Origin of the sequence: Streptomyces sp. NPDC005808 (genome assembly GCF_042871385.1) — a bacterium.
Taxonomy (GTDB): Bacteria; Actinomycetota; Actinomycetes; order Streptomycetales; family Streptomycetaceae; genus Streptomyces.
This window is the reverse complement of record NZ_JBIAIK010000020.1, coordinates 48,719-75,637: the sequence shown is the minus strand read 5'-3', so window position 1 is coordinate 75,637 and position 26,919 is coordinate 48,719. Positions and strand designations below refer to the sequence as shown.

At 69.7% G+C, this 26,919-nt stretch carries 19 protein-coding genes; 7 read left to right on the top strand and 12 right to left on the bottom strand.

From position 1 onward, the window contains the following. Positions 1-38: 38 nt before the first annotated feature. Positions 39-1,427, bottom strand: a complete 1,389-nt coding sequence (locus ACFYPC_RS32850; protein WP_391890239.1) for a M16 family metallopeptidase — start codon at positions 1,425-1,427, stop codon at positions 39-41. Then, positions 1,424-2,788 (bottom strand): M16 family metallopeptidase, encoded by a 1,365-nt coding sequence (locus ACFYPC_RS32845; RefSeq protein WP_391890398.1) that lies wholly within the window; start codon positions 2,786-2,788, stop codon positions 1,424-1,426. The genes ACFYPC_RS32850 and ACFYPC_RS32845 overlap by 4 nt, the downstream gene beginning before the upstream one ends. Before the next feature lie 401 nt (positions 2,789-3,189). Between ACFYPC_RS32845 and ACFYPC_RS32840 the strand changes: the two genes are divergently transcribed. Beyond that, positions 3,190-5,649 (top strand): DNA topoisomerase (ATP-hydrolyzing) subunit A, encoded by a 2,460-nt coding sequence (locus tag ACFYPC_RS32840; RefSeq protein WP_391890237.1) that lies wholly within the window; start codon positions 3,190-3,192, stop codon positions 5,647-5,649. Position 5,650: 1 nt separating this feature from the next. Here the strand turns inward: ACFYPC_RS32840 and ACFYPC_RS32835 are convergent, their stop codons facing one another. Beyond that, on the bottom strand, positions 5,651-6,778 hold the full coding sequence (locus ACFYPC_RS32835; RefSeq protein WP_391890395.1) for a CobW family GTP-binding protein: 1,128 nt from the start codon (positions 6,776-6,778) through the stop codon (positions 5,651-5,653). 461 nt (positions 6,779-7,239) lie between these two features. On the opposite strand from ACFYPC_RS32835, the gene ACFYPC_RS32830 reads away from it, so the two are divergent. The 5 genes from ACFYPC_RS32830 to ACFYPC_RS32810 all read left to right on the top strand — a co-directional run bounded on the left by ACFYPC_RS32830 (position 7,240) and on the right by ACFYPC_RS32810 (position 12,205). Further along, positions 7,240-7,761 carry a DUF6082 family protein gene (locus tag ACFYPC_RS32830; protein WP_391890234.1) on the top strand — a complete coding sequence of 174 codons (522 nt, stop codon included), beginning with the start codon at positions 7,240-7,242 and terminating at the stop codon, positions 7,759-7,761. Positions 7,762-7,888: 127 nt separating this feature from the next. Beyond that, positions 7,889-8,125, top strand: a complete 237-nt coding sequence (locus ACFYPC_RS32825; protein WP_391890232.1) for a hypothetical protein — start codon at positions 7,889-7,891, stop codon at positions 8,123-8,125. Between the two features lie 388 nt (positions 8,126-8,513). Beyond that, positions 8,514-9,458, top strand: coding sequence for a sucrase ferredoxin (locus ACFYPC_RS32820; protein ID WP_391890230.1), 945 nt, complete (start codon positions 8,514-8,516; stop codon positions 9,456-9,458). A gap of 126 nt (positions 9,459-9,584) precedes the next feature. Beyond that, on the top strand, positions 9,585-11,528 hold the full coding sequence (locus ACFYPC_RS32815) for an ATP-binding protein (protein ID WP_391890228.1): 1,944 nt from the start codon (positions 9,585-9,587) through the stop codon (positions 11,526-11,528). Then, the gene (locus tag ACFYPC_RS32810; protein ID WP_391890225.1) at positions 11,525-12,205 is read left to right on the top strand and encodes a response regulator; all 681 of its coding nucleotides are present in this window, start codon (positions 11,525-11,527) and stop codon (positions 12,203-12,205) included. The genes ACFYPC_RS32815 and ACFYPC_RS32810 overlap by 4 nt, the downstream gene beginning before the upstream one ends. Before the next feature lie 34 nt (positions 12,206-12,239). Here the strand turns inward: ACFYPC_RS32810 and ACFYPC_RS32805 are convergent, their stop codons facing one another. The 3 genes from ACFYPC_RS32805 to ACFYPC_RS32795 all read right to left on the bottom strand — a co-directional run bounded on the left by ACFYPC_RS32805 (position 12,240) and on the right by ACFYPC_RS32795 (position 16,710). After that, entirely contained in the window at positions 12,240-13,832 is a 1,593-nt protein-coding gene (locus tag ACFYPC_RS32805) for a cation acetate symporter (RefSeq protein ID WP_391890222.1), read from the bottom strand. After that, on the bottom strand, positions 13,829-14,317 hold the full coding sequence (locus tag ACFYPC_RS32800; protein ID WP_391890220.1) for a DUF485 domain-containing protein: 489 nt from the start codon (positions 14,315-14,317) through the stop codon (positions 13,829-13,831). The genes ACFYPC_RS32805 and ACFYPC_RS32800 overlap by 4 nt, the downstream gene beginning before the upstream one ends. A gap of 269 nt (positions 14,318-14,586) precedes the next feature. After that, positions 14,587-16,710 carry a type IIA DNA topoisomerase subunit B gene (locus tag ACFYPC_RS32795; protein ID WP_391890218.1) on the bottom strand — a complete coding sequence of 708 codons (2,124 nt, stop codon included), beginning with the start codon at positions 16,708-16,710 and terminating at the stop codon, positions 14,587-14,589. A gap of 439 nt (positions 16,711-17,149) precedes the next feature. Here ACFYPC_RS32795 and ACFYPC_RS32790 point away from each other — a divergent pair, with 439 nt between their 5' ends. After that, positions 17,150-17,380 (top strand): hypothetical protein, encoded by a 231-nt coding sequence (locus ACFYPC_RS32790; protein ID WP_121406526.1) that lies wholly within the window; start codon positions 17,150-17,152, stop codon positions 17,378-17,380. A 246-nt stretch (positions 17,381-17,626) separates the two neighbouring features. On the opposite strand, the gene ACFYPC_RS32785 is transcribed toward ACFYPC_RS32790, so the two are convergent. The 6 genes from ACFYPC_RS32785 to ACFYPC_RS32760 all read right to left on the bottom strand — a co-directional run bounded on the left by ACFYPC_RS32785 (position 17,627) and on the right by ACFYPC_RS32760 (position 26,480). After that, on the bottom strand, positions 17,627-18,445 hold the full coding sequence (locus ACFYPC_RS32785; protein ID WP_391890215.1) for a S1 family serine peptidase: 819 nt from the start codon (positions 18,443-18,445) through the stop codon (positions 17,627-17,629). A gap of 132 nt (positions 18,446-18,577) precedes the next feature. Beyond that, the gene (locus ACFYPC_RS32780; protein WP_391890212.1) at positions 18,578-20,116 is read right to left on the bottom strand and encodes an RNA polymerase sigma factor; all 1,539 of its coding nucleotides are present in this window, start codon (positions 20,114-20,116) and stop codon (positions 18,578-18,580) included. 408 nt (positions 20,117-20,524) lie between these two features. Continuing rightward, complete coding sequence (locus ACFYPC_RS32775) at positions 20,525-21,412, bottom strand: FadR/GntR family transcriptional regulator (protein ID WP_391890209.1); 888 nt, start codon at positions 21,410-21,412, stop codon at positions 20,525-20,527. Between the two features lie 162 nt (positions 21,413-21,574). After that, positions 21,575-23,335: an ATP-binding cassette domain-containing protein gene (locus ACFYPC_RS32770; protein ID WP_391890206.1), complete on the bottom strand. Its 1,761-nt coding sequence runs from the start codon at positions 23,333-23,335 to the stop codon at positions 21,575-21,577. 124 nt (positions 23,336-23,459) lie between these two features. Next, positions 23,460-24,218 carry an NUDIX domain-containing protein gene (locus ACFYPC_RS32765; protein ID WP_391890203.1) on the bottom strand — a complete coding sequence of 253 codons (759 nt, stop codon included), beginning with the start codon at positions 24,216-24,218 and terminating at the stop codon, positions 23,460-23,462. Positions 24,219-24,347: 129 nt separating this feature from the next. After that, the gene (locus ACFYPC_RS32760; protein ID WP_391890200.1) at positions 24,348-26,480 is read right to left on the bottom strand and encodes a glycogen debranching N-terminal domain-containing protein; all 2,133 of its coding nucleotides are present in this window, start codon (positions 26,478-26,480) and stop codon (positions 24,348-24,350) included. Between the last annotated feature and the right edge of the window lie 439 nt (positions 26,481-26,919).

The following is a 26,919-nucleotide window of genomic DNA, read 5'->3' as shown; positions in this document are numbered from 1 at the left end:
CTCGATGGTCTCCTGGGCCCCCATGAGGAGCTGCTGTCCTACTCCGCCGGAACGACGCTCACTTCACCGATTCCGAGAGCCTTGACGGGCTCCTCGATCTGCGCGGCGTCGCCCACCAGGACGGTCACCAGACGGTCCACCGGGAAGGCGCTCACGGCGGCCGCGGTGGCCTCCACCGTGCCGGTCGCGGCGAGCTGCCGGTACAACGTCGCCTGGTAGTCGTCCGGCAGGTGCTGCTCGACCTGGTCGGCCAGCGTGCCCGCGACGGCCGCCGCCGTCTCGAACTTGAGGGGCGCCACCCCCACCAGGTTCTGTACGGCGACATCGCGCTCGGCGTCCGTCAGGCCCTCTGCGGCCAGGGTCCGCAGCACCTTCCAGAGGTCGTCGAGCGCCGGGCCGGTGTTCGGGGTGTCCACGGAGCCGCTGATGGCGAGCATCGCGATGCCCGTACCGTCCGGCGCTGAGCGCAGCACCTGGCCGAACGCCCGCACACCGTAGGTGTAACCCTTTTCCTCGCGCAGGACGCGGTCCAGGCGCGAGGTGAGGGTGCCGCCGAGGCAGTACGTGCCGAGCACCTGGGCGGGCCACACGCGGTCGTGCCGGTCGGCGCCGACACGGCCGATGAGCAACTGCGTCTGGACGGCGCCCGGGCGGTCCACGATGACGACCCGGCCGGTGTCGTCGGCAGTCACAGGCGGCACCGGGAGCGGATCGGCGGACGAGCCGGTCCACGCGCCGAGCGTGTCGGCGAGCAGCGCGTCGAGGTCGACTCCGGTGAGGTCGCCGACGATCACCGCGGTGGCCGTGGCGGGGCGTACGTGCTTCTCGTAGAAGGCGCGTACGGCCACCGAGTCGATTCCCGTGACCGTCTCCTCGGTGCCCTGCCTCGGGCGCGACATGCGCGATGTGGCCGGGAACAGCTCCTTGGAGAGCTCCTTCGCGGCGCGGCGGGCCGGGTTGGCGGTCTCGTGCGGGATCTCGTCCAGCCGGTTGCGCACCAGCCGCTCGACCTCGCTGTCCGCGAACGCCGGTGCCCTCAGGGCGTCGGCGAGCAGATCGAGGGCCTTGGGGAGGCGCGATACGGGGACTTCGAGCGACAGGCGTACGCCGGGGTGGTCGGCGTACGCGTCGAGCGTGGCGCCGCAGCGCTCCAGTTCGGCGGCGAACTCCTCGGCGGAGAGCTTGTCGGTGCCTTCGGAGAAGGCCCGCGCCATGATCGTGGCGATACCGTCGAGGCCCGCGGGCTCGGCGTCCAGCGGCGCGGCGAGCAGCACCTCCACGGCGACTACCTGCTGGCCGGGGCGGTGGCAGCGCAGCAGAGTCAGGCCGTTGCCCAGAGTGCCCCGGTCGGGTGCGGGAAAGGCCCACGGCCTGGCCTCGCCGGCCTGCGGCTGGGGGTGGAACTCCATGGTGGCGAGCTCGGTCACTTCGCCGCCTCCTCGTCGGTGTCTTCAGCGGCTTCGGCGTCTTCGGCGTCTTCGGCGTCTTCAGCGGCGATCGGTTCGTAGACGAGCACCGCGCGGTTGTCGGGGCGCAGGCGGGACTTGGCGACCTCCTGGACCTCCTCGGCGGTGATGTCGAGGACGCGCTGTACGGCGGTCAGGGCGAGCTGCGGGTCGCCGAACAGGACGGCGTACCGGCACAGTTCGTCGGCGCGGCCGGCGACCGTGCCGAGCCGGTCCAGCCACTCGCGCTCCAACTGGGCCTGGGCGCGCTCCATTTCCTCGGCCGTGGGCCCCTCCTCGGCGAACCGGGCGAGCTCCTCGTCCACGGCGGCCTCGATGACGGGGATCTCCACATCGCCGGACGTCTTCACGTCGAGCCATCCCAGGGAGGGGGCTCCGGCGAGCCGCAGCAGGCCGAACCCGGCCGCGACGGCGCTGCGGTCGCGGCGTACGAGCCGGTTGTAGAGCCGGGACGACTCGCCGCCGCCGAGGACCGTGAGCGCCAGGTCGGCGGCGTCACTCGCGCGCGTGCCGTCCTCCGGGAGCCGGTAGGCGGCCATCAACGCGCGTGAGGGGACCTCCTCCTCGAGGACCTCGCGCAGTTCCTCGCCGATGGTGTCGGGCAGCGCGCCGTCACGCGGTGCGGGCTTGCCGTCGTGCCCGGCGATCGAGCCGAAGTACTTCTCGATCCAGGCGAGGGTCTCCTGGGGGTCGATGTCCCCGACGACCGACAGCACCGCGTTGTTGGGCGCGTAGTAGGTGCGGAAGAACGCGCGGGCGTCCTCCAGGGTGGCCGCGTCCAGGTCGGCCATCGACCCGATCGGCGTGTGGTGGTACGGGTGACCCTCGGGATAGGCGAGCGCGGTCAGCTTCTCGAACGCGGTCCCGTAGGGGACGTTGTCGTAGCGCTGGCGCCGCTCGTTCTTGACGACGTCCCGCTGGTTCTCCATGGACTCCTCGTCGAGCGCGGCGAGCAGCGAGCCCATGCGGTCGGCCTCCAGCCAGAGGGCGAGCTCCAGCTGGTGCGTGGGCATGGTCTCGAAGTAGTTGGTGCGCTCGAAGCTGGTGGTGCCGTTCAGCGAACCACCGGCTCCCTGGACCAGCTCGAAGTGGCCGTTGCCCTTCACCTGGCCCGAGCCCTGGAACATCAGGTGCTCGAAGAGGTGGGCGAGGCCGGTACGCCCCTTGACCTCGTGGCGTGAGCCGACGTCGTACCAGAGGCACACCGCGGCGACCGGGGTCAGGTGGTCCTCGGAGAGCACCACGCGCAGGCCGTTGGCCAGGCGGTGCTCGGTCGCTGTCAGCCCGCCGGAGCCTGCCTCAGCTGTGGCCGTGTGACCCATGGGCATGTACGTCCCTTCGATCGCGGAAAACTACGGATTTCCTGTCGGTCCTGCCACTGTATGCAAGCGTGCGGACAGCTGGCGAAGTTCCCGCACCTCGTACGCCGAGAGCGAGAATCGGCGTACGGATCTCGTAGGGGGACAGCGGTGGCTCCCGTAGGAGAAGAGCGGTGCGTCTCGCATGAGGACAGCGTTGAGTCCCGCAGGAGAAGAGCGGTGAACGCGTACCGCCCCAGCACCGCCAGGAACCCGATCCGGACGCGGCGCAGGCCTCTCTGAACGGCCCGCAAAGGCCCTCAACAGACGGGTCGTGGTCCGCGTTGTCAGTGGGGCGGTCCACAATGGTGCGCGTCAGAACCCGTTCATGCCCCGGCAGAGACTGTGAAGGAGCCGCAGCAGCGATGGCCCGCCGCAGCACGAAGACCCCGCCACCGCCCGACGACTTCGAGGAGCGCATCCTCGACATCGACGTCGTCGACGAGATGCAGGGCTCCTTCCTCGAGTACGCGTACTCGGTCATCTATTCCCGAGCCCTGCCGGACGCCCGCGACGGCCTCAAGCCGGTGCACCGACGCATCGTCTACCAGATGAACGAGATGGGCCTGCGCCCCGACCGCGGCTATGTGAAGTGCGCCCGCGTCGTCGGCGAAGTCATGGGTAAGCTCCACCCGCACGGCGACGCGTCGATCTACGACGCTCTGGTGCGCCTGGCCCAGCCCTTCTCGATGCGCCTGCCGCTGGTCGACGGCCACGGCAACTTCGGTTCGCTCGGCAACGACGACCCGCCGGCCGCCATGCGTTACACCGAGTGCCGGATGGCGGACGCCACGTCACTCATGACCGAGTCCATCGAAGAGGACACGGTCGACTTCTCGCCGAACTACGACGGCCAGGAGCAGGAACCGGGCGTCCTCCCGGCGGCGTACCCGAACCTCCTGGTCAACGGCGCGTCGGGAATCGCCGTCGGCATGGCCACGAACATGGCGCCGCACAACCTCGGCGAGGTCATCGCGGCCGCCCGTCACCTGATCCGACACCCGGGCGCCGACCTGGACACGCTGATGAAGTACGTGCCGGGCCCAGACCTGCCCACCGGCGGCCGGATCGTCGGCCTCTCCGGGATCAGGGACGCCTACGAGAACGGCCGCGGCACCTTCAAGATCCGTGCCACGGTGTCGGTGGAGGACGTGACGGCCCGGCGCAAGGGCCTCGTCGTCACCGAACTGCCCTTCACCGTCGGCCCGGAGAAGGTGATCGCCAAGATCAAGGACCTGGTCGGCGCGAAGAAGCTGCAGGGCATCGCCGATGTGAAGGACCTCACGGACCGCATGCACGGTCTGCGTCTGGTCATCGAGGTCAAGAACGGCTTCGTGCCGGAGGCGGTCCTGGAGCAGCTCTACAAGCTGACGCCGATGGAGGAGTCCTTCGGTATCAACAACGTGGCGCTGGTGGACGGTCAGCCCCTCACCCTGGGTCTCAAGGAGCTCCTCGAGGTCTACCTCGACCACCGCTTCGACGTCGTGCGTCGGCGCAGCGAGTTCCGCCGCACCAAGAAGCGCGACCGACTGCACCTGGTCGAGGGCCTCCTCGTCGCCCTGATCGACATCGACGAGGTCATCCGCCTCATCCGCTCCAGCGACAACTCGGCGCAGGCGAAGGAGCGTTTGATCGAGCGCTTCTCGCTCAGCGAGATCCAGACGCAGTACATCCTGGACACGCCGCTGCGCCGGCTGACCCGGTTCGACCGCATCGAGCTTGAGTCGGAGCGCGACCGGCTCAACGGCGAGATCGACGAGCTGACCGGCATCCTGGATTCGGACGCCGAGCTGCGCAAGCTGGTCTCCACCGAACTGGCCGCGGTGGCCAAGAAGTTCGGCACCGACCGGCGCACGGTGCTGCTGGAGTCCGCCGGCGCCACCGCCGCCACGGTCCCGCTCCAGGTGGCGGACGACCCGTGCCGGGTCCTGCTGTCCTCCACGGGCCTGCTCGCCCGTACGGCCAATGGCGAACCCTTCGGAGAGGCCGAGGAGGACAAGCGCACCAAGCACGACCTGATCGTCTCCGCGGTGCCCGCCACGGCCCGCGGCGAGATCGGCGCGGTCATCTCCTCCGGCCGTCTGCTGCGGCTGAACGTGATCGACCTCCCTCGGCTGCCGGACACGGCATCGGCGCCCAACCTCTCCGGAGGCGCTCCGATCTCCGAGTTCCTGTCCTCCCTGGAGGCGGACGAGACGGTGATCTGCCTGACGACGCTCGACGAGTCCTCGCCGGGGCTGGCGATCGGCACTGAGCAGGGCGTTGTGAAGCGCGTGGTCCCCGACTACCCCTCGAACAAGGACGAGTTGGAGGTCATCACGCTCAAGGACGGCGACCGGATCGTCGGCGCGGCCGAGCTGCGCACCGGCGAGGAGGACCTGGTCTTCATCACGGACGACGCCCAGTTGCTGCGCTACCAGGCCTCCCAGGTCCGCCCGCAAGGACGGGCGGCAGGCGGTATGGCGGGCATCAAGCTCGTCGACGGCGCGAAGGTGATCTCTTTCACGGTGGTCGACCCGGCGGTGGACGCGGTGGTCTTCACGGTCGCCGGCTCGCGCGGCACCCTGGACGACTCCGTCCAGACGACGGCCAAGCTGACCCCCTTCGACCAGTACCCGCGCAAGGGCCGCGCCACGGGCGGCGTGCGCTGCCAGCGGTTCCTGAAGGGCGAGGACTGCCTCTCGCTGGCCTGGGCGGGCCCGGCACCGGCGCGGGCCTCGCAGAAGAACGGCACACCGGCCGAGTTGCCGGAGATGGACCCGCGCCGTGACGGCTCGGGTGTGTCGCTCGCCAAGACGGTGGGAGTGGTGGCGGGCCCGGTGTAGGTCAGAAGGCCTCTTCGAGGCCTTCGGGCCCGTCGTCCTGTACGCGGGTGTCCTGTACGTAGCGAAGGACGCCCCACATGCTGTGTTCATCGGCGTGTGGGGCGTCCTCTTTGCACGCCTCCAACTCCTTCGCCAGGGCAGCCGTGTCGATGCCCGAGCCGATGAGGACGAGTTGGCTGAGTCGCTCGCCGGCAGGGGGCCAGGGTTCGGGGTAGAACCGCAGGAACCGTCCGACGGCGTGCACGGCGTAGCGGTTGCCGCGGTCGTGGACGCCGAAATCGACGTACCCCTTGATGCGGTAGAGCCCTTCGGGCCTGCTGTCGAGGAACTCCATCAACCGCCGCGGGCTGAGCGGGACTTCGGAGGTGAAGGAGAGGGAGTCGTAGGCGGAGTGGAGGTGACCGGTGTGGTCCTGCCCTTCATGTCCTTCGTCCCCCACCTGCTCGTGGAGATCGTCGAAGGACAGTTGCCCGATGCGTTCCTCGGTCGGACGGCAGTCGAAGAGGAACTCGGGATCGATCCGCCCGTAGCTGGCGGGTACGACGGCGGCAGGCCCGGCGAGTTCACGAACGACACGGAGCACCCGCTCACCCTCGCCCTCCGCCGCCCGGTCGATCTTGTTGACGACGACGAGATCCGCGAGGCCGAGGTGCCGGTCGATCTCGGGATGTTTCTCACGCGTGCCGTCGAACTCGACGGCGTCGACGACCTCGACGAGCCCGCCGTAGACGATCCGCGGATGCTCACTCGCAAGCACCATCCGCACGAGCTCCTGAGGCTCGGCGAGCCCACTCGCCTCGATGACGATGACGTCGATACGGGCCGAGGGCTGAGCAAGCCGCCCCAGATAGACATCCAGCTCACTCCCGTCAACGGCACAGCACAGGCACCCGTTCCCCAAGGAGACGGTCGAGTCCCCCAGTGCCCCGGCCACCGCCATCGCATCGATCTCGATCGAGCCGAAGTCATTGACGACGGCCCCGATCCGGCTGCCTCCGCCGCGGTGCAGCAGATGGTTGAGCAGGGTGGTCTTGCCGGAGCCGAGGAACCCGGCGAGGACGATGACGGGGATCTGCGGCGAGCCGGCCCTTCCGGCCGCGGGCTGCTCGTCCGACGGTCGCTCGTCCACGGGCTGCTCGGGCTGCTCGGGCTGCTCGGGCTGCTCGGGCTGCTCGGGCTGCTCGGGCGACGGTTGCCTGCTCGGCACCGGCTGCGGAGTGGGCTGGCTCAACGGGCGACCTCTTTCACGCCGGTGCGTACACCGGCTCGGAACGGGCTCTCGTACGCGTGCGGCTCACGCACCGGCACCCGTACGAGGAATGAACGCCGACCCAGGATACGAGTGGGAGGAATCGCCGCGAAGTGAACGATTGTTAGCGGCGCTCGCGGGGCACACGTTGGGCAAGGCGCCGAGAAACGCGACCCGCACTTCCCTCCGTGCGCCTCCTCTCCGCCTCCCTGCCGATCAGAGCCGCTCGGCAAAACTGGGAGACGGCAAGCGCGCCGCCCACCGCTCGCCGGTCCTCCCTGTCGCCCCGTAACCGACGACCGGCGGAGCGGTCGCCTGATTCGGGGGTTGACATGGTCACAATGAGTTCTGGGATACGCGGGTTGGGGTCCGCCGCGGCGGCGGGGCTCGCCTTTGCGGTAGGAGCTCTCGCGCTCCTCACAGCGCAGCAACGCAACGACAACGAACTGAGGCTGCGAGTCGAACAGCAGCGCCTGCACTTCCAGCTACTGAGCAAGGCCATGGACGACCCTGAGCTGGCGGCTGTGATGAGCACCGTCGATCTCAGCGCCGAGCCCGTCGAGACACACACCAGCCTGCGTCGCCAATACCTCTTCGCCAACGCGCTGTACACGAACGTCCTGCAGACCTACCTCACGGGCAACGTCAACTGGCAGGAGATGCACGGCCACGTCCGGGTGCTCTGCCAGAGCAGAGTTTTCCGCGACTACTGGGAGGCCACCCGTCACCATCGGCGCAGCCTCGACGAGTCGTCGGACGAAGCGCGGGTAGGCCGAATGGTGGATAACCTTGTCCATGATCTGGATGAATCCGACACCGAGGAGTGGTGGGTCGTAGGCGAGCCCCCGGCGGAGCAGATCTGACGTTTGAGGGGTGAACAGCCGCTCGGATTGGGTCAGTTGGCCTAGTGAGGGGTGGAGGTTTAGATGGGTAAAGTGTCGGCTACTGTGTCCCCGTTTTCACTGTCTAAACTTGAGGACCGGGATCCCCTTGAAGATCATGCGCCGCATCGGCGCATCTCCACGCGAACGCGGCAGTCTGTCAGGCGAGACATGCCCGGACATCTTTGAGCTCAGCGACGGGAATTTCGCCGTCATCGGCACAGAGGCGACAGCGACTCTCGACAGCCAGCTCCCCCACGACGCCGCGCGCGCAGACTATGAACGCATTGTCGTCATCAGCCGCGAAACCCTTATCCGCGCGAAGTCGGACATCCCTGACCAGTGAAGTGGCCGCAGGGCCGCTACCGGGCAGGCCCCCAGTCCGTCGAGATTCAGCGGCCACCCCGTCCCATCTCCGGAAAACGGCTTTGTTCCCCGGCTTGCGTCGCACTTGCCCCAGCGGCCCGGCGCAGTACCCCCTGACGCCAGAGGGCCCGAGCAGCCCCGCCGTTCAACCCTTCACGGCGCCGCTCGACATCAGCTTCCCGAGGTCCAGCACCGATCGGTGCTGGACCTCTTGCGTATGCGAGTGGCCGGTACGTGGGCGCGCCGCCGCCACAGGCGCTCCCCGTGTGAGCGCCCCGCACGCTGGCGCGCGCTGAACGCGCCCCAAGTGCGCCCCCATCCCGGGGGCCGGAAGTCGCCCCGCGCGAAGTCAGGTTAGGCTCACCTCTGTGAGTACGTGCACGACCGCGTCCCTCCACCTCGACGAGCCCCTGGCGGGGACCGCGGCCACCGCGAGGACATGGCTGTTGCTCGAACAGCCCGGTCCCTGGGGTGCCAAGGCGCTCACTTCGAGCCACCTGGACCCCGTGCTCGGCCGCGCCCTCGAAACTGCGGCGGCGGGCACCGGCGTACGGATCGCACTCATCCGGCGCCCCGGACGGCACGCCGACTTCGGTCCACCCGCCGAGCGCCAGGTGTACGCGGCCCACACAGCTCCGGGGAACGTATGGCTGCACGACGCCACGACGTCCGACCCTGAGCAGTTGCTCAACCTCGACTTCACCGCACTCGGCATGGGCGACCCTCACACCTTCGCCACCGCTCTCGAGGGCCGGCCCCACACCGGGGACCCACTCGCCCTCGTCTGCACCAACGGCAAGCGCGACCGCTGCTGCGCCCTGCTCGGCCGACCCCTCGCGGCCGAGCTCGCCGCCTCCGGTGTGGACGGCGCCTGGGAGGTCACCCACCTCGGCGGTCACCGCTTCTCCCCCACCCTGCTCGTCCTGCCGTACGGATACGCGTACGGGCGGGCCGAGGCTCACGCCGTCAAGGAGATCCTCCACGGCGTCCAGGAAGGGCGTGTGGTCACCGAGGGCTGCCGCGGGAACTCCGCCTGGGAGAGGCCCGGACAGGCGGCCGAGCTGGCCGTACGTACGGCTGCCCGCGAGTACGCCGCGGACACCCTGAGCGTCGTCCGCACGGACGGCGAGGCTCCGCGCTGGGAGGTGACCGTCGCCCACACCGACGGCCGTGTGTGGCGCGTCGTGGTCGCGCAGGGCGCCTCCCTCCCGCCCCGCCCCGAGAGCTGCGGCTCGGCGCTGGGATCACCGGCCCGGATGGACGTGGTGGCGGTACGGGAGCTGATCCCGGCGGCGCTTGCCCTGCCCTGCTGATCAGCTCCACGGCCGGCGGCCGCGTACCGTGCCGCGCCCGCCACCTCTCCCGCGCGCGACAGCGACCAGGAGATCCACGCCACACCCCACTCGGCAGAGCCCACTCACCGCCGTACCGTCATAGCCATGAGCCCCACTCCCCCCGTACGACGACTGCGCCTCGGTCTGCCGCGGCGGGTGTTCTCGCAGGTGCTGCTGATGCAGGTGGCGATCGCCGCCGGGGTCGCCGTGCTCGCTACGGGGCTGTTCCTCGCCCCCCTCAGCGCGCAGCTGGACGACCAGGCGATGCGTCGCGCGCTCGCCATCGCGCAGACCACGGCCGTCCAACCGCAGATCGCCGAGGACCTCCAGACGACACGGCCGTCCGTGGACGGGCCCGTGCAGGCCGAGGCGGAGCGGATACGGAAGGCCAGTGGGGCCGAGTACGTCGTGGTGATGAACACGGACGGTGTGCGCTGGTCGCACACCGACACCACACAGATCGGCAAGGTCGTCTCGACCGACCCCAGCCAGGCCCTGGCCGGCAAGGACGTCATGGAGATCGACGACGGCACACTCGGCCGCTCCGCCCGCGGCAAGGTGCCACTGCGCGACGGCGACGGCGACATCGTCGGCGCGATCTCGGTCGGGATCGAGTACGACAGCGTCCGGGCCCGGCTGATCCACGCGATCCCCGGACTGCTGGCGTACGCGGGCGGAGCTCTGGCCGTCGGTGCGCTGGCCGCGTATCTGATCTCCCGCCGAGTCCAGCGACAGACCCGTGACCTGGCCTTCTCCGACATCTCAGCGTTGCTCGAGGAGCGGGAAGCGATGCTGCACGGCATACGGGAAGGCGTCGTCGCGCTGGATCGCGGTGGCCGCGTACGCCTCCTCAACGACGAGGCACAGCGGCTGCTGGGACTCGACGGGGAGGCCATCGGCAGGCCGCTGGACGACGCGCTCGGGCCCGGCCGTACGACCGACGTACTGGCCGGCCGCGTCACCGGCACCGACCTGCTCACCGTCCGCGGCGAGCGCGTCCTGGTAGCCAACCGCATGCCCACGGACGACGGCGGTGCCGTGGCCACGTTGCGCGACCGCACCGAGGTGGAGCGGCTCGGCCGCGAACTGGACTCCACACACGGCCTGATCGACGCCCTGCGCGCCCAGGACCACGAGCACGCCAACCGGATGCACACCCTCCTTGGGCTGCTCGAACTGGAGATGTACGACGACGCCAAGGAGTTCGTCGGCGAGGTGGTCGGGGACCACCGGATCACCGCCGAGCAGGTCACCGAGAAGGTCCATGATCCGCTGCTCGCCGCACTGTTGGTCGGCAAGTCCTCCGTCGCGGCCGAGCGCGGTGTGACCCTGTGGATCTCGGACGGGACCCTCCTGCCGGATCGGCTGGTGGACCCGGGGGGACTGGTCACCGTCGTCGGCAACCTGGTCGACAACGCGCTCGACGCCGTCGCGGGCACGCCCCACGCGCGCGTGGAGGTCGAATTGCGCGCCGAGGAACGTACCGCCGTACTGCGAGTACGGGACACCGGGCCCGGAATCCCCGAGGATCGGTGGGGCCTGATCTTCACGGAGGGGTGGTCCACCAAGAAGCCCCCCGCACACGGCAAGCGCGGAATCGGTCTCCCCCTGGTGCGTCGGCTCGCCGAACGACAGGGGGGCAGCGCGCAGGTGGCCGGGGCCGACGGCGGGGGCGCCGAGTTCACCGTCGTACTGCCGGAGGCACTCAGGGAACCCGAGTTCGAGCCGCAGTCGGGTGCGGCACCGGACACAGGTCAGACACCTGATGCTGGTCAGGAATCTGATGCAGGTCAGGCAACCAATACAGGTCGGACACCTGAAGCAGCCCGCGCGCCCCACGCAAGTCAGGCGCCTGACACCGGCCGCGCACCGGCCGTCGGCCGCACCGCGGACTCGGGCCGCATTCCGGAGGCGGGCCCCGGGCCGGCGACAGGCCCCCGGCTCGTGCCCGAGCCGCACCGGCCTCCGGGATCCGCCGCCGTCACCACCACCGCCATGGATGCCACGGATGCTATGGATGCCATGGATGCCAAGGAAGGATCGCGATGATCGAGGTCCTGGTCGTGGACGACGACATCCGGGTCGCGCGGGTCAACGCCGCGTACGTGGCGAAGGTTCCGGGCTTCCATGTGGCGGGCGAGGCCCACAGCGCGGCCGAGGCGCTGAGCCGGATGGAGGCGCTCCCCCACCTGGACCTGGTCCTCATGGACCACTATCTGCCCGACGACACGGGCCTGGCAGTCGTCCAGGAGATGCGCCGACGCGGCCACCAGACCGACGTCATCATGGTGACCGCAGCCCGTGACATCTCGACGGTCCAGGCGGCAATGCGGCAGGGCGCGCTCCAGTACCTGGTCAAGCCGTTTGCCTTCGCCGGCCTGCGCGCGAAGCTGGAGGCGTACGCGGATCTGCGCCGCACCCTCGACGGCGGCGGGGAGGCCGAACAGGCGGAGGTGGACCGGATCTTCGGCGCCTTGTCGGCGAGTACGGAGACGGACCTGCCAAAGGGCCACTCTCCCACGACCGCGGAGCTCGTACGCCGCGCCCTGGTGAAGTCCGAGGGCCCTCTGTCGGCCCAGGAGGTCGCGGAGGCGACCGGGCTGAGCCGGCAGACCGCCCAGCGCTATCTGAAGCTCCTGGAACGCACAGGGCGGGCCAGGCTCACCCTGAAGTACGGCGACGCGGGCCGCCCGGAGCATCGCTACGTGTGGGCGACCCGGACCTGAGGACACACCTGACCGGACTGCTCGGCACCTCCCCTCAGACAGCCCCGGCGCCCGTCAACGACCGCACCTCGGTCTCCGCGTGCTTGGCCTCGTCCGGCGGTTCCGCCGAGGTGACCGTGCCCAGCCAGCCCGCGAGGAAGCCGAGGGGGATGGACACGAGGCCCGGATTCTGCAGGGGGAAGTACTGGAAGTCGGCACTGGGGAACAGCGATTCGGGACTGCCCGACACCACGGGGGACAGCAGGACGAGCACCAGGGCGGGCACCAGACCCCCGTACACGGCCCACACGGCGCCGCGTGTCGTGAAGCCCCGCCAGAACAGCGAGTACAGCAGCACCGGCAGGTTCGCGGAGGCAGCCACCGCAAAGGCGAGGCCCACCAGGAAGGCCACATTGAGATCGCGGGCGAGCAGTCCGAGCGCGATCGCGACCACGCCGATACCGACCGCCGCGGTGCGCGCCACGGCGACCTCACTGCGCGGCTTGGCACGCCTTCGTCGCATTGACGCGTACAGGTCGTGTGCCACGGACGCCGAGGACGCGAGGGTGATTCCGGCGACGACCGCGAGGATCGTGGCGAACGCGATGGCGGCGACGATCGCGAACAGAACCGTTCCTCCTGTCGAGTTCGCGCCGCCGCCCAGATCGAGCGCCAGCAGCGGAACCGCCGTGTTCCCCGCCGCGTTCGACCCGCGCACCGCTTCCGGACCGACGATCGCGGCCGCGCCGAAGCCCAGCACGAACGTCATCAGGTAGAAGCTTCCGATGAGGCCGATCGCCCACACCACCGAACGCCGCGCGGCCCGCGCCGTCGGCACGGTGTAGAACCGCGACAGAATGTGCGGCAGCCCGGCCGTGCCCAACACCAGCGCGAGTCCCAGGCTGATGAAGTCGAACCGTGCCGTCCAGTCTCCGCCGTACCTCAGCCCAGGAGCGAGGAACGCGTCACCGTGGCCGCTTCGGTCCGCCGCCGAACGCAGCAGCTGGTTGAAGTCCCCGTGGAAACGAACGAGGACGAGCACGGTCAGGGCAATGGCCCCGCCCATCAACAGAACCGCCTTGACGATCTGGATCCACGTGGTGGCCCGCATCCCTCCCATCGACACATAGATCACCATGAGCGCGCCGACGCCGATCACCGTCCAGTTCCGCGCCGCCTCGCTCGTGCCCCCGAGCAGCAGCGCGACCAGGCTGCCCGCTCCCACCATCTGCGCCACCAAGTACAGAACGGACACGGTCACCGATGAAGTTCCCGCCGCGATCCGCACCGGCCGCTCACTCATCCGGGACGCGACGACGTCGGCGAGCGTGAATCGCCCGCAGTTGCGCACCAGTTCGGCGACCAGGAAAAGGACCACGAGCCAGGCCACCAGAAAGCCCACCACGTACAGGAGCCCGTCGTAGCCGAAGAGCGCGATCAGACCCGTGACGCCGAGGAAGGATGCCGCCGACATGTAGTCGCCGGAGATGGCAAAACCATTCTCCATAGGCGAGAACAACCGCCCGCCGGCATAGAACTCCTCAGCCGAACCATGCCGGTTGCGGCTCACCCACGTCGTGATCGCCAGCGTCACCGCGACGAACGCGCTGAACAGCAGCAGCGCCAGTGTCTGGTGATTGCCGCTCATCGCCCACCACCTCTGGCGCTCCGGGTCAGCTCCTGGGTGTCCCAGCGCAGATCGAGAGCGGGCCGGTCCCTGCGCAGCCGCGCATGCCTCGCGTACGCCCAGGTGAACAGGAAGGTGGTGAGGAACTGTCCGAGTCCCGCGACCATCGCCACATTCACCGCACCCGCGACGGGCCGGGCCATGAAGCCGGGCGCCGTCGTCGCCGTCACCACATAACCCACGTACCAGGTGAAGAAGACGACGAAGCCGGGTACCACGAACCTCCGGTACCGGCTGCGCACCTCCTGGAAGGCCGCGCTGCGCTGCACCTCCAGATAGACGTCAGCCGCCCCGCCCGTCCGACGCTCCTGCTCCGTGTGCGCGGGCGGCACGGCAGGAGCGGGCGCACCCGTGCCGTCCAACTCACCCCAGCCGGAGGCAAGCGCGTCGTACCAGGGGTCGTCGAACCGGACCTTCCCGGTATCACGACCGTCGTGCTTCTCCACCGAACTCTCCTTGTCCGCTGCCCGTTTCGGCCGCGTGCCCAAGGATGTGCAGATCGGGAAGATCCCGGACTCTTCTCTCCGCGCTCTTCACTCCATCAGGTGACTCAGCCCGCCGGTGGCCGTACGAGACCCTTCCCATAGGCGTAACGGACCGCCTGAGGACCCCCCGCACCCTTGCCCGACGTCGGATCCGGCGACCACGGGCGGGACGTACCGGCGCGCCCCCGAACCGCGCACCGGCACCACGCACCGCGGACCGGCAGCCGCACCTACGCGTCGATACGAGACCGATCCAACGTAGCCGCCGAGTTGGAAATGAACTCCTTACGCGGAGCCACGTCATTCCCCATCAGCAGATCAAACACCTGCTCGGACGACTCCAGGTCGGAGATGTTGATCCGCCGCAGGGTCCGATGGCGCGGATCCATCGTGGTCTCGGCCAGCTGGTCGGCGTCCATCTCACCCAGACCCTTGTACCGCTGGATCGAGTCCTTGTATCGCACGTTCTTGCGCTGGAGCTCGAGCAGCGTCTCCCGCAGCTCACGGTCCGAGTACGTGTAGATGTACTTGTCCTGCCCCTTCTTGGGCTGGCTGAGCTCGATCCGGTGCAGCGGCGGCACCGCCGCGAACACCCGCCCGGCCTCGACCATCGGCCGCATGTAGCGCTGGAACAGCGTCAGCAGCAGACAGCGGATGTGCGCACCGTCGACATCGGCGTCGACGAGAAGAATGATCTTCCCGTAACGCGCCGCGTCGATGTCGAAGGTCCGGCCGGACCCGGCTCCTATGACCTGGATGATCGCCCCGCACTCGACGTTCTTCAGCATGTCCGTCACGGACGACTTCTGAACGTTGAGGATCTTGCCGCGGATCGGCAGCAGCGCCTGGAACTCGGAGTTCCGGGCGAGTTTGGCGGTACCGAGCGCGGAGTCGCCCTCGACGATGAACAGCTCGCTGCGCCCGACGTCGTCGCTGCGGCAGTCGGCGAGCTTGGCGGGCAGCGAGGAGGACTCCAGGGCCGTCTTCCGGCGCTGCGCGTCCTTGTGCTGCCGGGCCGCGATCCGGGTACGGGCGGCCGCGACGGCCTTCTCCATGACGACCCGGGCCTGCGCGGCAGCGTCCCGCTTCGTGGAGGTCAGGAACTCCTTGAGCTCCTTGGACACCACGTTCGTCACGATGCGGCGGGCCGCCGACGTGCCGAGGATCTCCTTGGTCTGACCTTCGAACTGCGGCTCGGCGAGGCGCACGGTGACGACGACAGTCAGGCCCTCCAGCGCGTCGTCCTTGACGATGTCGTCCTCCGCGACGCGCAGCAGCTTCTTGGCCCGCAGTACCTCGTTCATCGTCTTGACGACGGCCTGTTCGAAGCCTGCGACGTGAGTGCCGCCCTTGGGCGTGGCGATGATGTTGACGAACGACCGCAGGGTGGTGTCGTACCCGGTGCCCCAGCGCATCGCGACATCGACACCCAGCTCTCGGGTGACCTCGGTCGGCGTCATCTGCCCGTGGTCGTCGAGGACCGGGACGGTCTCCTTGAAGCTGCCCTGTCCGGAGAACCGAAGGATGTCACAGACAGGCTTGTCGCCGGCCAGGTACTCACAGAACTCGCTGATGCCGCCGTCGAAGCGGAAGGACTCCTCGCCCTTGCTGCCGCCCTCGCCGAGCCCGTACTCGTCGCGGACGACGATGGTCAGCCCCGGTACCAGGAAGGCGGTCTGCCGGGCGCGCTGGTGCAGGTTGTCCAGGGAGAGCTTGGCGTCCTTGAGGAAGATCTGGCGGTCGGCCCAGTAACGCACGCGCGTGCCGGTGCGCGTCTTGGGGATGCGCTTGAGCTTGCGCAGCCCGCCGGCCGCCTCGAAAGCGCCGTCGGGGCCGGCGGCCTTGAACTCTCCCGGGGTGCCGCGCCGGAAACTCACCGCGTGGGTGTGACCGCTGCGGTCCACCTCGATGTCCAGGCGGGCGGAGAGCGCGTTCACCACGGAGGCGCCGACGCCGTGCAGGCCGCCGGAGGCCGCGTACGAGCCGCCTCCGAACTTTCCGCCGGCATGCAGCTTGGTCATCACGACCTCGACACCGGAAAGGCCGGTCTTGGGCTCCACGTCCACCGGGATGCCACGGCCGTTGTCCCGCACCTCCACCGAGGCGTCGTCGTGCAGGATCACCTCGATGTGGTCGCAGTAGCCCCCCAGGGCCTCGTCCACCGAGTTGTCGATGATCTCCCAGAGGCAGTGCATCAGACCGCGGCTGTCGGTCGACCCGATGTACATGCCGGGGCGCTTGCGTACGGCTTCGAGCCCCTCGAGGACGAGCAGGTGCCGCGCGGTGTAGTTGGAACCGTCCCGGTCTGCTCCGGTCAGCAACGCTGTGGACGGCACGGACGTCTCGGCGGTCACGCGGTTCGCTCCTCGCTGAATTTCGGATGGGGCCAAATTGGGTAGGGCCCGGCTTCGGTCGCCGCTCAGAGGGTACCGAGGCCTGGTAGAGCCGTTGTAACGCCACCCTCGCATGAAAACACCCTAGTCCAGGGTCGCATGGGTGTTCGATCCCTCGATGGAGTGAAGTACATATCACGTTCCCTTCGGGGCATGAACCATTTAGGCTCCGGGCACGTCCTCAAGAACAACCGGCAAGCCAGCCGGGAGGACCGACCCTGACAGACAGCGCGAACCCGTAAGACACGAAGACACGCAATACGGCCCATTCGCCGCCACCTGGCAGCAGACAGCCGCCCTGGAGAGAAATTTTCGAGGAAGGGCCCCGAGCGGGAACGTTTTCGGCCTGGTTGGATGTTGACCCTGGTACGACAGCTCGTCGAGCTAGAGAAGAGGCGACGTGACTACTGTTCTGACCCCCGCGAGCCCGCTGACGGCCGCTGACCGCTGCGACCGTTGCGGCGCCCAGGCATATCTGCGCGTCGTCCTCCTGAGCGGCGGAGAACTGCTCTTCTGCGCCCACCACGGTCGCAAGTTCGAGCCGGAACTCAAGAAGATCGCCGCTGAGATACAGGACGAGACGGAGCGACTGACGTCCGTTCCGGAAAGCGTCAACGACGAAGAACGCTGACACTTCGCATCAACGACGAGCGGGTGCCGGCATAGGCCGGTGTGCGGGCGGCCACTTCCTGGACACAGGGAGTGGCCGCCCGCATTCGTACCGCTTGACAGGTAACGCTCAGCGCGCTCGCTCAGCACTCGTACGGTGGCTCACCGCGACCGGCCCGGCCACCCGTCCAGCGGCTCAGCGGCCCAGCGGGCACCCGACCAGCGCCGGTCCGCCGACTCAGCGCACCCGAAGAGCCCCCGCAGAGGCTCACCGGGGCGCCTCGAGCGTCCGGAGGGCATCGGAGACCCGCGTGTAGACGCCGGGGCTCCCGGCGCGGCCACAGCCGTTCCCCCACGACACCAGGCCGATGAGCCGCCCCTGGGCGACCAGGGGTCCGCCGCTGTCCCCCTGGCAGGCGTCCCGCCCGCCCGTGAGCTCCCCGGCGCACAGCATGGACGCCGCCCGGTAGGTGCCGACCGCACTGCCGGGGTAGGCCCCCTCACAGGCGGTATCGGGGAGCACACTCACACGCGCGGCCCGCAGACTGTGCGCGTAGTCGCCGCCCCCCGTCGTATCGCCCCAGCCGTAGACCGTGGCGGCCGTACCGGGCTCGTACGCGGTGTCTCCGGAGGAGGCCATACCGATGGCCGAGCTCTCCGGAAGCGGGGACTCGAGGGTGAGCACGCCGAAGTCCCCGGCGTTCGTATCGCTGTCGTAGCCGGGATTGACCCACATACCGCTCACCGGGATCTCCTTGCCGCCGGTCGAGAGCAGGTCTCCCCGGCCGGCGATGACCTTCAGGTCGCGAACCTGCCGCGGCGGCGCGCCCAGCACGTCCACGCCCAGGCAGTGGGCCGCGGTCAGGACCGTGGACGGGCCGATCACGACGCCACCGCAGAACTGGCCCGCGCGCGTACCCCCGAACCGGTCACGACTGGACAGCGCCACTGTCCAGGGAGCCTCGGAGATCTCGACCGGAAAGCCGCCGATGATGATGCTGTCGGCTGCCGCCGGGACGGGTGATGCCAGTGGTATCGCCATCGCGGCGGCCGCGAGGGCCAGTGCCGAGGCAAAGGGACGGCGCATGCGCGCTCCTCACTCTGGGATGGTCATCGAAAACCCAGAGTGATCCAGTGCGCGGAGGCTCGCACTCCGCGCGCATGCGAAAGGGCCCGGCTCCCACGGGGAGCCGGGCCCTTTCGTGACGAACTTCGAGACCTAGTCGAGGTAGTCGCGCAGCACCTGCGAACGCGACGGATGACGCAGCTTCGACATCGTCTTGGACTCGATCTGGCGGATCCGCTCGCGCGTCACGCCGTACACCTTGCCGATCTCGTCGAGGGTCTTCGGCTGACCGTCGGTGAGACCGAAGCGCATCGAGACGACGCCCGCCTCGCGCTCGGACAGGGTGTCGAGAACGGAGTGCAGCTGCTCCTGGAGGAGCGTGAAGCTGACCGCGTCGGCCGGGACGACGGCCTCGGAGTCCTCGATGAGGTCACCGAACTCGCTGTCGCCGTCCTCGCCGAGCGGCGTGTGCAGCGAGATGGGCTCGCGACCGTACTTCTGGACCTCGATGACCTTCTCAGGGGTCATGTCGAGTTCCTTGGCCAGCTCCTCCGGGGTGGGCTCACGGCCCAGGTCCTGGAGCATCTGACGCTGCACGCGGGCGAGCTTGTTGATGACCTCGACCATGTGCACCGGGATACGGATGGTGCGGGCCTGGTCGGCCATGGCGCGGGTGATCGCCTGACGGATCCACCAGGTGGCGTACGTGGAGAACTTGTAGCCCTTGGTGTAGTCGAACTTCTCCACCGCGCGGATCAGACCGAGGTTGCCCTCCTGGATGAGGTCCAGGAAGAGCATGCCGCGGCCGGTGTAGCGCTTGGCCAGGGAGACCACCAGACGGAGGTTGGCCTCCAGGAGGTGGTTCTTGGCGCGGCGGCCGTCCTCGGCGATGATCTCCAGCTCGCGCTTGAGCTTCGGCGCGAGCTTGTCGGCGTTGGCCAGCTTGTCCTCGGCGAACAGACCGGCCTCGATGCGCTTGGCGAGCTCGACCTCCTGCTCGGCGTTGAGGAGGGGGACCTTGCCGATCTGCTTGAGGTAGTCCTTGACGGGGTCGGCGGTGGCACCGGCAACGGCGACCTGCTGGGCCGGCGCGTCGTCCTCGTCGTCGTCGGAGAGGACGAAGCCCTTGTTCTCGGCTCCCTCCTCTTCCTCTTCGCCGGGCTTGGCACCCGGGGTCTCCTCGGCCGCCTCGTCGTCGACCAGCTCCGCGTCGTCCTTCTTGGCGGTGGTCTTCTTGGCGACAGCCTTCTTGGCGACCGTCTTCTTCGCGACGGCCTTCTTGGCGACCGTCTTCTTGGCAACAGCTTTCTGCGCGGTCGCGTCCTCGGCCGACTCGTCGGCGGCGGGCACTGCCGAGGCAGCGGTGGCGGTGGCCTTCTTGGTGGTCACCGTCTTCGCCGCGACCGTCTTGGTGGCGGTCCGCTTGGCAGGACTCTTCGCTGCGACGCTCTTTCGGGGGCGCTTTGGCTCCGCGGCACTGACCATCAGCGTCACACCCTCTTCCTCGAGGATCTGGTTGAGGCTGCGCAGTACGTTCTTCCACTGAGTGGCCGGAATCTGGTCAGCTTCGAAGGCTCGACGCACGTCATCGCCGGCGATCTGCCCCTCAGCCTTTCCCCGCTCGATGAGCGCCATGACAGAGACGGACTCGGCGATCTCCGGCGGGAGCGTACGGGATGTGCTGGCCGACACGAACAACCTCTCGGAACGTTGGAAAACGGCTTCCGGCCCCGTCCGGTACGGACGGGAGCCGACGACCGCCGACTTGGGGATGGGCCGACGGCGCGGGCGGGGGCCGGGAAGATGGACAGCGCCGCGAACGACGTCTGTATTCCCTCCTCGGCTGCCACCTCTTAGGTCATCGCGCTGCCTCGAAGAGCGTTACGCCCAATCTGCGTGGCCCGAGTCACACCCCGTAAGCGCGCAAAAGCGGCCAGATACGGTCAGAGAAGGTCAGCCGATGGGCCCACCGCCCCATCACACTGCCGGACCCCGCCAGGTCCAAGGAGGATCCGACGGGGTCCCGCGGTAGATGGTTCGTCGGCCAGGCAATGCCACGAGAGGGCACACGCCCCCGACCGCGTCGCCTTCGGTACGCGGTCAGTGCTCGCGCGGCGCGGGCACCACGCGCTCCACCTCGGGATGCACCGTGAGCAGTTGGCGCATGGCAGCCTCGGCGGCGGACCCATCGGCCGCGGCGAGCGCGTCGACGATCCGGGCGTGGTGTCCCAGAGAGGCCTCGTTCGGCCGGTCGCAGCCGGTGACGGGGTTTCCGGAGACCTGGAGCGCGGCCGACACGATCCCGGAGAGGTGCTCCAGCATCCGGTTGGCCGCGAGCTGGATGAGCAGCGAGTGGAACTCCGCGTCGGCACGCGAGAACGTGAGGGAATCACCCTGAGCCATGGCGTGGCCCATGATCTCGACCATGTCGCCGAGCCGCTGCTGGACATCCTCACGACCGTGCCCTGCCGCGAGCCGCGCGGCGAGCGGCTCGATCGTCCAGCGCAGCTCGCTCAGCTCACGCCGCTGATCGTCACGCTGCGGCCCGAAGGCACGCCATTCGATGATGTCCGGGTCGAGGAGGTTCCAGTCACTGACGGGGCGTACCCGCGTACCGACGTTGGGGCGGGCGCTCACCAGCCCCTTCGCCTCCAGGACACGGAGCGATTCCCGCACGACGGTACGGGAGACCTCGAACCGCTGTCCGATCTCCTCGGGAACGAGCGGGCGGTCAGCGCCGAGGTCACCGGAGACGATCATCTGGCCGAGCTGCTGGACGAGTTGACCGTGCAGCCCGCGCCCGCGGCTGCCGCCGGCGCGCCGGCCCACGCGGCCCAGCTCGGGGTCCGCGCCCTCCCACGCGGGGGGACCCACGCGGCCGGCACCAGGGGCCTCGGCATAGGGGTAACGGTTGAGTTCGCCCGGGCCGGTCAGGCCGGAGTCTGCGGAGCGGGCGGCGGTCATCATGGTCTGCGCAAGGGTACTCACGGATCCTTTGTCGGCGCTGTCTCCAACTCCCTTGAGGTCTTTGGTGAAAAGCACACGAAAGGGTGATCGCTCACCCCGTCGCAATTGACGCCTTATCGGAAAGAAATGGGCGTTCTCCGGGGAGTTGTGCGCACCGCGGAACCGGAAGGGTGCCGACGGTCGTCATCGGACCCTGCTTCGCAGGGTCGTGAGCAGATATGCGCAGAGCAGAGCGGTCAGCGACAACATCAGCGCACCGCCCACAGGTTGAGCCACCGTCCGCACCCCGGCCTCCAGATAGCGCTCTCCACCGAACGGCCACTGCATCAGCACCAGCTCGCGCATCCTCCCGGAGAACCCGGCCGCGGTCCGTACAGAGGGCCCCTCCAAGGCCTTTTGTACGAGCGGTACGACGACGATCGGCACGGCGAGTACCGCCGCGAGCCCGGCGGCCGTGGACCTGAAGATGCCCGCGGCCAGCACACCCGCCCAGGCACAGCCCATCACCAGCCCGATCCAACTCGCGCCCAGGGACAGCCAGTCGGGAGGAACTCCGGTGAGTTCCCGTCCGTAGACGAGATAGAGCACTTCGAGGTCACATCCGACGGTGAGAACGGCCAGCGTCAGCGCGGTGGCCGAGGCGACGAGGAGTTTGGCGGTGAGCAGCCCCAGGCGGCGGGGGACGGTGCCGCGGTCCGCCGCCAGGGCGGGGTGGCGGAACTCGTCGCCGAAGGCGATCGCGCCGAGCAGCCCCGCACCGAGCGCGGCGGGCGGCAGCGGGAGTTCTTGCGGCCAGGCGGCCAGCAGGCGCGGCTGGGGCGTGTGACCGATTCTGGCGAGCAGTACGGACAGGAGGGCCGAGACGACAAGAACCGCCACGGCGGTGAGGTAACCCGTGCCGACGCCGGCGGCGCGGCGCAGTTCGTAGCGCAGCGGGCGCAGTGGACTCGGCGCCTGGCGCACGGCGATGGGCGGCGGGAGAGGTGAGTGCGTGTCCAGGGCCGGCCTCTTGACCACGTGCGGCTCGTCGCCCTCCTGCACACCCGCCTCTGCGGACGGCGCGGCAGGAGGGCCCATGTCGCCGGTCTCGTCCGCGAGTTGGTGTACGAGGATGCCGTGCCGGAAGGCGGTCTCGCCGACGTCGGCACACGTGCTGCCGTACACGGAGAGCCGGTTGCCGTCCTCACGCACGATCTCGACGGAACGCCGCGCCGCGCGGGCCTCCTTCGTCAGCAGGACGCCGAGCCGGGCGGCGTGGGGGCTGCGGACGGCGACTCGGGGGCGCAGCCGCGTGCGGGCGAAGTCCGCGACTTCCTGGTCGGCGACCAGGCGGCCCGCTTCCAGCGTGACGACCCGGTCGGCGGTGTGCGCGGCCTCCTTGAGGTCGTCCGTGGTGAACAGCACCGTGCCGCCCTGGGCCGCGTGCGCGCGCAGGATCCCGTGCAGCCAACGGCCTTCGCGGGCGGAGAGCCCGTCGGCCGGATCGTCCAGGAGGAGAGTGTGCGGGTCGGACAACAGTGCGCATGCCAGACCGAGGCGACGGTCCATGCCACGCGACAGCGTGCCCAGTCGCTCGTCGCGCAGGCTGGCGAGCCCGACGACTTCGAGAACCTCGTCGGCGCGCCGTACAGGCACCCCGGCGGCGGCGCACAGCATGCGGAGCTGTCCGCGGACGGTCCGCGCCGGATGGCCGGGCACCTCGCCCAGCAGTACCCCGACTTCGCGTGAGGGATGAGCGATCCGGTGCAGGGGGCGGCCTCTGAAGTAGGTGATTCCGCGGCCTCGTTGAAGTTCGAGCATGAGCTTCAGCACCGTCGTCTTGCCCGCGCCCGGGGGTCCGACGACCGCTGTGACGCGGCCCCCGCGCGCCTCGAAGGTCACGTCGTCGAGGGCGGGCGGAAGCTCCTTGCGAGGGTTGCTGGTCAGTCCGATGGCCTGGATCACCCAATGCAAGATAGCGCTATATGTCCGTTTTCTCGGGCAACTTGAGCCTCTCCTCGGACGAGGCTCAAGTTGCCTGCGGACACACTCCTGCGCCCGCGCCCGGACCTGTGTTCCGCGCTGTCCGTCAGACCTCGGGGCGCAGCATGGGCGGATTGAGCAGGGTGGCGCCACCCGCGCGGAAAAGCTGGGCGGGGCGACCGCCCTGGCGTGTGGTCGTACCGCCCGTGGGCACCAGGAAGCCCGGTGTGCCCGTCACCTTGCGGTGGAAGTTGCGCGGGTCGAGCGCCACACCCCACACGGCCTCGTACACCCGGCGCAGCTCGCCGACGGTGAACTCGGTCGGGCAGAAGGCGGTGGCCAGCGACGAGTACTCGATCTTGGACCGGGCGCGCTCCACACCGTCCGAGAGGATCTGCGCGTGGTCGAAGGCAAGGGGCGCCGCCTGCTCGCCGTCACGGCCATAACCACCCTGTTGCAGCAACTCCTCGACGGGCACCCAGCGCGCGCTCTTGGCGTCGCCGCCGGCCCGGGGAGCGGGCAGATCGGGTGCCAGGGCGAGATGGGCAACGCTGACCACCCGCATCCGCGGATCCCGCTTGGGGTCGCCGTAGGTCGCGAGCTGCTCCAGGTGTGCGCCGTTGTCCTGTGCGGGAGCGGAGGGGTCGTGGGCGCACAGCCCGGTCTCCTCGACGAGTTCACGTGCCGCCGCCTGCCCCAGATCCTCGTCCGTCCGCACGAAGCCGCCGGGCAGTGCCCACCGCCCCTGGAACGGCTGCTCTCCCCTCCGTACCGCCAGCGCGCACAGAGCGTGGCGGCGCACGGTCAGCACCACCAGGTCCACGGTCACGGCGAAGGGCGGAAAGGCCGATGGGTCGTAGGGCATGCCGCGATCATAGTCGTCTGCCTGACGATAAACACGCCGTTCGGCCGCTTCCACGGCTGATCCACTTCCCTCCGATAGAGGTCTTACCGGCTGTGGCCGATCACCTCCCCGCCTGCATGTCGTTCAAGGTCACACTCCCAACTGCAGCCCCTCGGCCGCTTCCTCGACCATGGCCAGGCCGAGCCGGCTGACGCGTACGGAGAAGGGGGCACCCGCGATGCGCAGTCCCGTGAGCCCGATCTCGCCCAGCGGAGCACTGCGGAGCGGACGCAGGGTCACTGTCCCGGCCGGGGCGTCGGGGCGGATCCCCGCCAGTGAGGTGAGGAGCAGCACTCCCCCGGCCGCAGCCGTCGCCGCGGGTCGGCAGGCAGCGGGATGCGGCAGCGGGGCGCTGCCCGGCGCGCGCTGCTCCCCCGCGTACATCTCGGGCAGCCGGTGGCCGAAGGCCTCGGCGGCCGCCAGCACACCCCGCAACAGGGAGCTCGCCTCTTTCTCGTAGCCGGCGGCTGCCAGCCCCGCGACGGCGACCGCGCTCTCCTGAACCCGTACGGCACCGGCGCGATGGCCGAACGGGTTGTATGCCGCCTCCTTCACCCCGAGGCTGCGCAGCCCCCACCCGGAGTCCATGACGGGGCCTCCGAGCAGCCGCGCGAGCTGCTCGGTCTGCACCTTGTCGAGCAGTCCGGGAGCCGCCGCGCCGGAGCCGAGCAGACCGGTGTCAAGGAGATGGGCGGCACCCGCGCCGAGGTGCGGCACGAGGCGACCGTCCGGGGCACGGGCGACCGCCGGTCTGCCGCCTCCCCGGTCTTCGACCCAGAAGTCCTCACGGAAGGCCGTCCGTAGCGCCTGGGCCCACTGCCGCAGTCCCCCACCGCCCGGGCGGCCATGGGCGTCGAGCAGATCGGCCCCCAGCAGTGCTGCCCGATGGGCATGCGCCTGGGTCTCGCAGCGAAGCGGTCCCCCAGGGTGGGCGTCGGGGAGGTAGATGCCGTCGCCCACAGTCGTCCGCAGCCAGTCGAGGCACCGCTCGGCCACGGGCAGAAGGTCCTCGGTCTCCGCTGCCGGAAGCCCCCAGCGCCGGGCCTCCGCGAGGAGTACGGGAAACAGCAGGGTCGCCTCGGTGGCCGTGCAACCAGGCGGCAGGTGCGGGCCCGCGTCCCGGCGCGGTCCGGGGATCAGGCCGGACCGCGGGCCCGTGAGTTGGGTACGTGCGAGAGTCCGCAGAGTGCCCAAGGCGAGCCGGGTGCCGAGCGGCAACGTCATCCGCGCGGCGGCAAGCGCTTCGGCCGGCGCCAGGCCACACCGCCAGGGTGCCCCGGCCGCGAGGTGCGTGTCGGACGGGTGCCGGGGGTCGCGCAGCAAGAGACCCCGGAGATCCTCCACGCAGGTGTGCAGGAGCGCCTGGACTCTCGGGTCGTCGCCCGCTGCCTGCGCCTGTGCGATCGGGCTGCTCGCGCCGCCGCGCCCCAGCGTCCTGTTGGCGCCCGCACCATCCGGTCGTACACGCAGCTCCACGCTCCGGGTGCCGCCCGGAGGCAGTTCGAACTCCCAGCGCAGCAGTCCCGCGGAGGCCAGCGCGTCGACGGGCGGAGGATCGGCGGTGACGGCCGAGTGCCCCGTGGCACAGGACCAACGCAGGCCGGAGTCGTGGACGCTGGCGGGCAGTTCGGGCCGGGCTCGGCCCCCGGCGACCGAACTCAGTTCCGCGAGATCCGTGCCGAGAGCAACTTCCACGGGCAGCCGCAGCGTACGAGAGGCCGCGCTCCGCAGGGTGATCCGCTCTGTGCCGTCCGCGTGCCGTGTCCGCTCGACGACGACGTCCGGATCCGGGCCTCCGTCGGCGGACGCGCGCAGCGTCCCCACGAAACGGGCGCAGTCAGCCGTGAGCATTCGGGCCTGAACGGCGAGCGGTTCGCGTCCGGCGACACGCACCTGGCAACGGGAGAGCATCCGCCGCCCCCCGCGATAGAAACCCTCCAGCCCTCGGCCGGTCAACTGCCCCTGATCCGTGGAGATCGCAAGTCCTGGAAGGGCTACACAGATCAGGGCCGTGTGGGCAGGTGGCAGGTCCACCGTCCGGGGCGGCAAGGGCACCGACGCCTGCGGAGCCGCCTGGCCGCCCGCCCCCGCGAAGGATGACCAGGCGCTGTCCTTTGCCGCGCGCGGGTTCGAAGGGCCGCTTCGACTCGTGCGGGGCTGCCCGGTCGCGGGAAGGGGCGGGCGATCGCCGTCGGGGGGCGAGGGCGGAGAGGGCAGGGACATGGGGCGGTTTCCTCCGCGCTCGGCGCGCCTTGGGCGCGCTCGGCGCCGGGTGGGGGGCTCCGGAGGGGCGAGGACGTTGCGGCGGCGCGGCCCGGCCGCTGTTCCGCCACTCAGGTGAACGGGGCTCCCCCGCTCGGGGTCACGCCCTCGACCGGGGAAGCCGACCGAATGGCGCCCGGGAGCCGGGCAGGGCGCGACCCGGCACCCGGGCGCGCTGAGAGCGTGCTCGGCACGGCTGCCACGGCTACCACGGCCGGCACGGCTGCCACAGCCGGGAGAAGTGGCAGGGCCGGGAGAAGTGGCAGGGCCGGGAGAGGTGGTAGGGCAGTTGACGTGGTTCACCCGCTTCAGGCGGTTGGTACTCGCGCCCGCGGTTGCGCGTCCGTTCACGTATGCACGGCGGAAGTACCGTGCGCCGTCCTGCGGAAGTACCGTGCGC

Coding starts and splice junctions, on each gene's coding strand:
- ACFYPC_RS32845 (WP_391890398.1), bottom strand. CDS start 2,788: ATGGGTCACACGGCCACAGCTGAGGCAGGCTCCGGCGGGCTGACAGCG.
- ACFYPC_RS32840 (WP_391890237.1), top strand. CDS start 3,190: ATGGCCCGCCGCAGCACGAAGACCCCGCCACCGCCCGACGACTTCGAG.
- ACFYPC_RS32830 (WP_391890234.1), top strand. CDS start 7,240: ATGAGTTCTGGGATACGCGGGTTGGGGTCCGCCGCGGCGGCGGGGCTC.
- ACFYPC_RS32815 (WP_391890228.1), top strand. CDS start 9,585: ATGAGCCCCACTCCCCCCGTACGACGACTGCGCCTCGGTCTGCCGCGG.
- ACFYPC_RS32810 (WP_391890225.1), top strand. CDS start 11,525: ATGATCGAGGTCCTGGTCGTGGACGACGACATCCGGGTCGCGCGGGTC.
- ACFYPC_RS32805 (WP_391890222.1), bottom strand. CDS start 13,832: ATGAGCGGCAATCACCAGACACTGGCGCTGCTGCTGTTCAGCGCGTTC.
- ACFYPC_RS32785 (WP_391890215.1), bottom strand. CDS start 18,445: ATGCGCCGTCCCTTTGCCTCGGCACTGGCCCTCGCGGCCGCCGCGATG.
- ACFYPC_RS32765 (WP_391890203.1), bottom strand. CDS start 24,218: ATGCCCTACGACCCATCGGCCTTTCCGCCCTTCGCCGTGACCGTGGAC.
- ACFYPC_RS32760 (WP_391890200.1), bottom strand. CDS start 26,480: ATGTCCCTGCCCTCTCCGCCCTCGCCCCCCGACGGCGATCGCCCGCCC.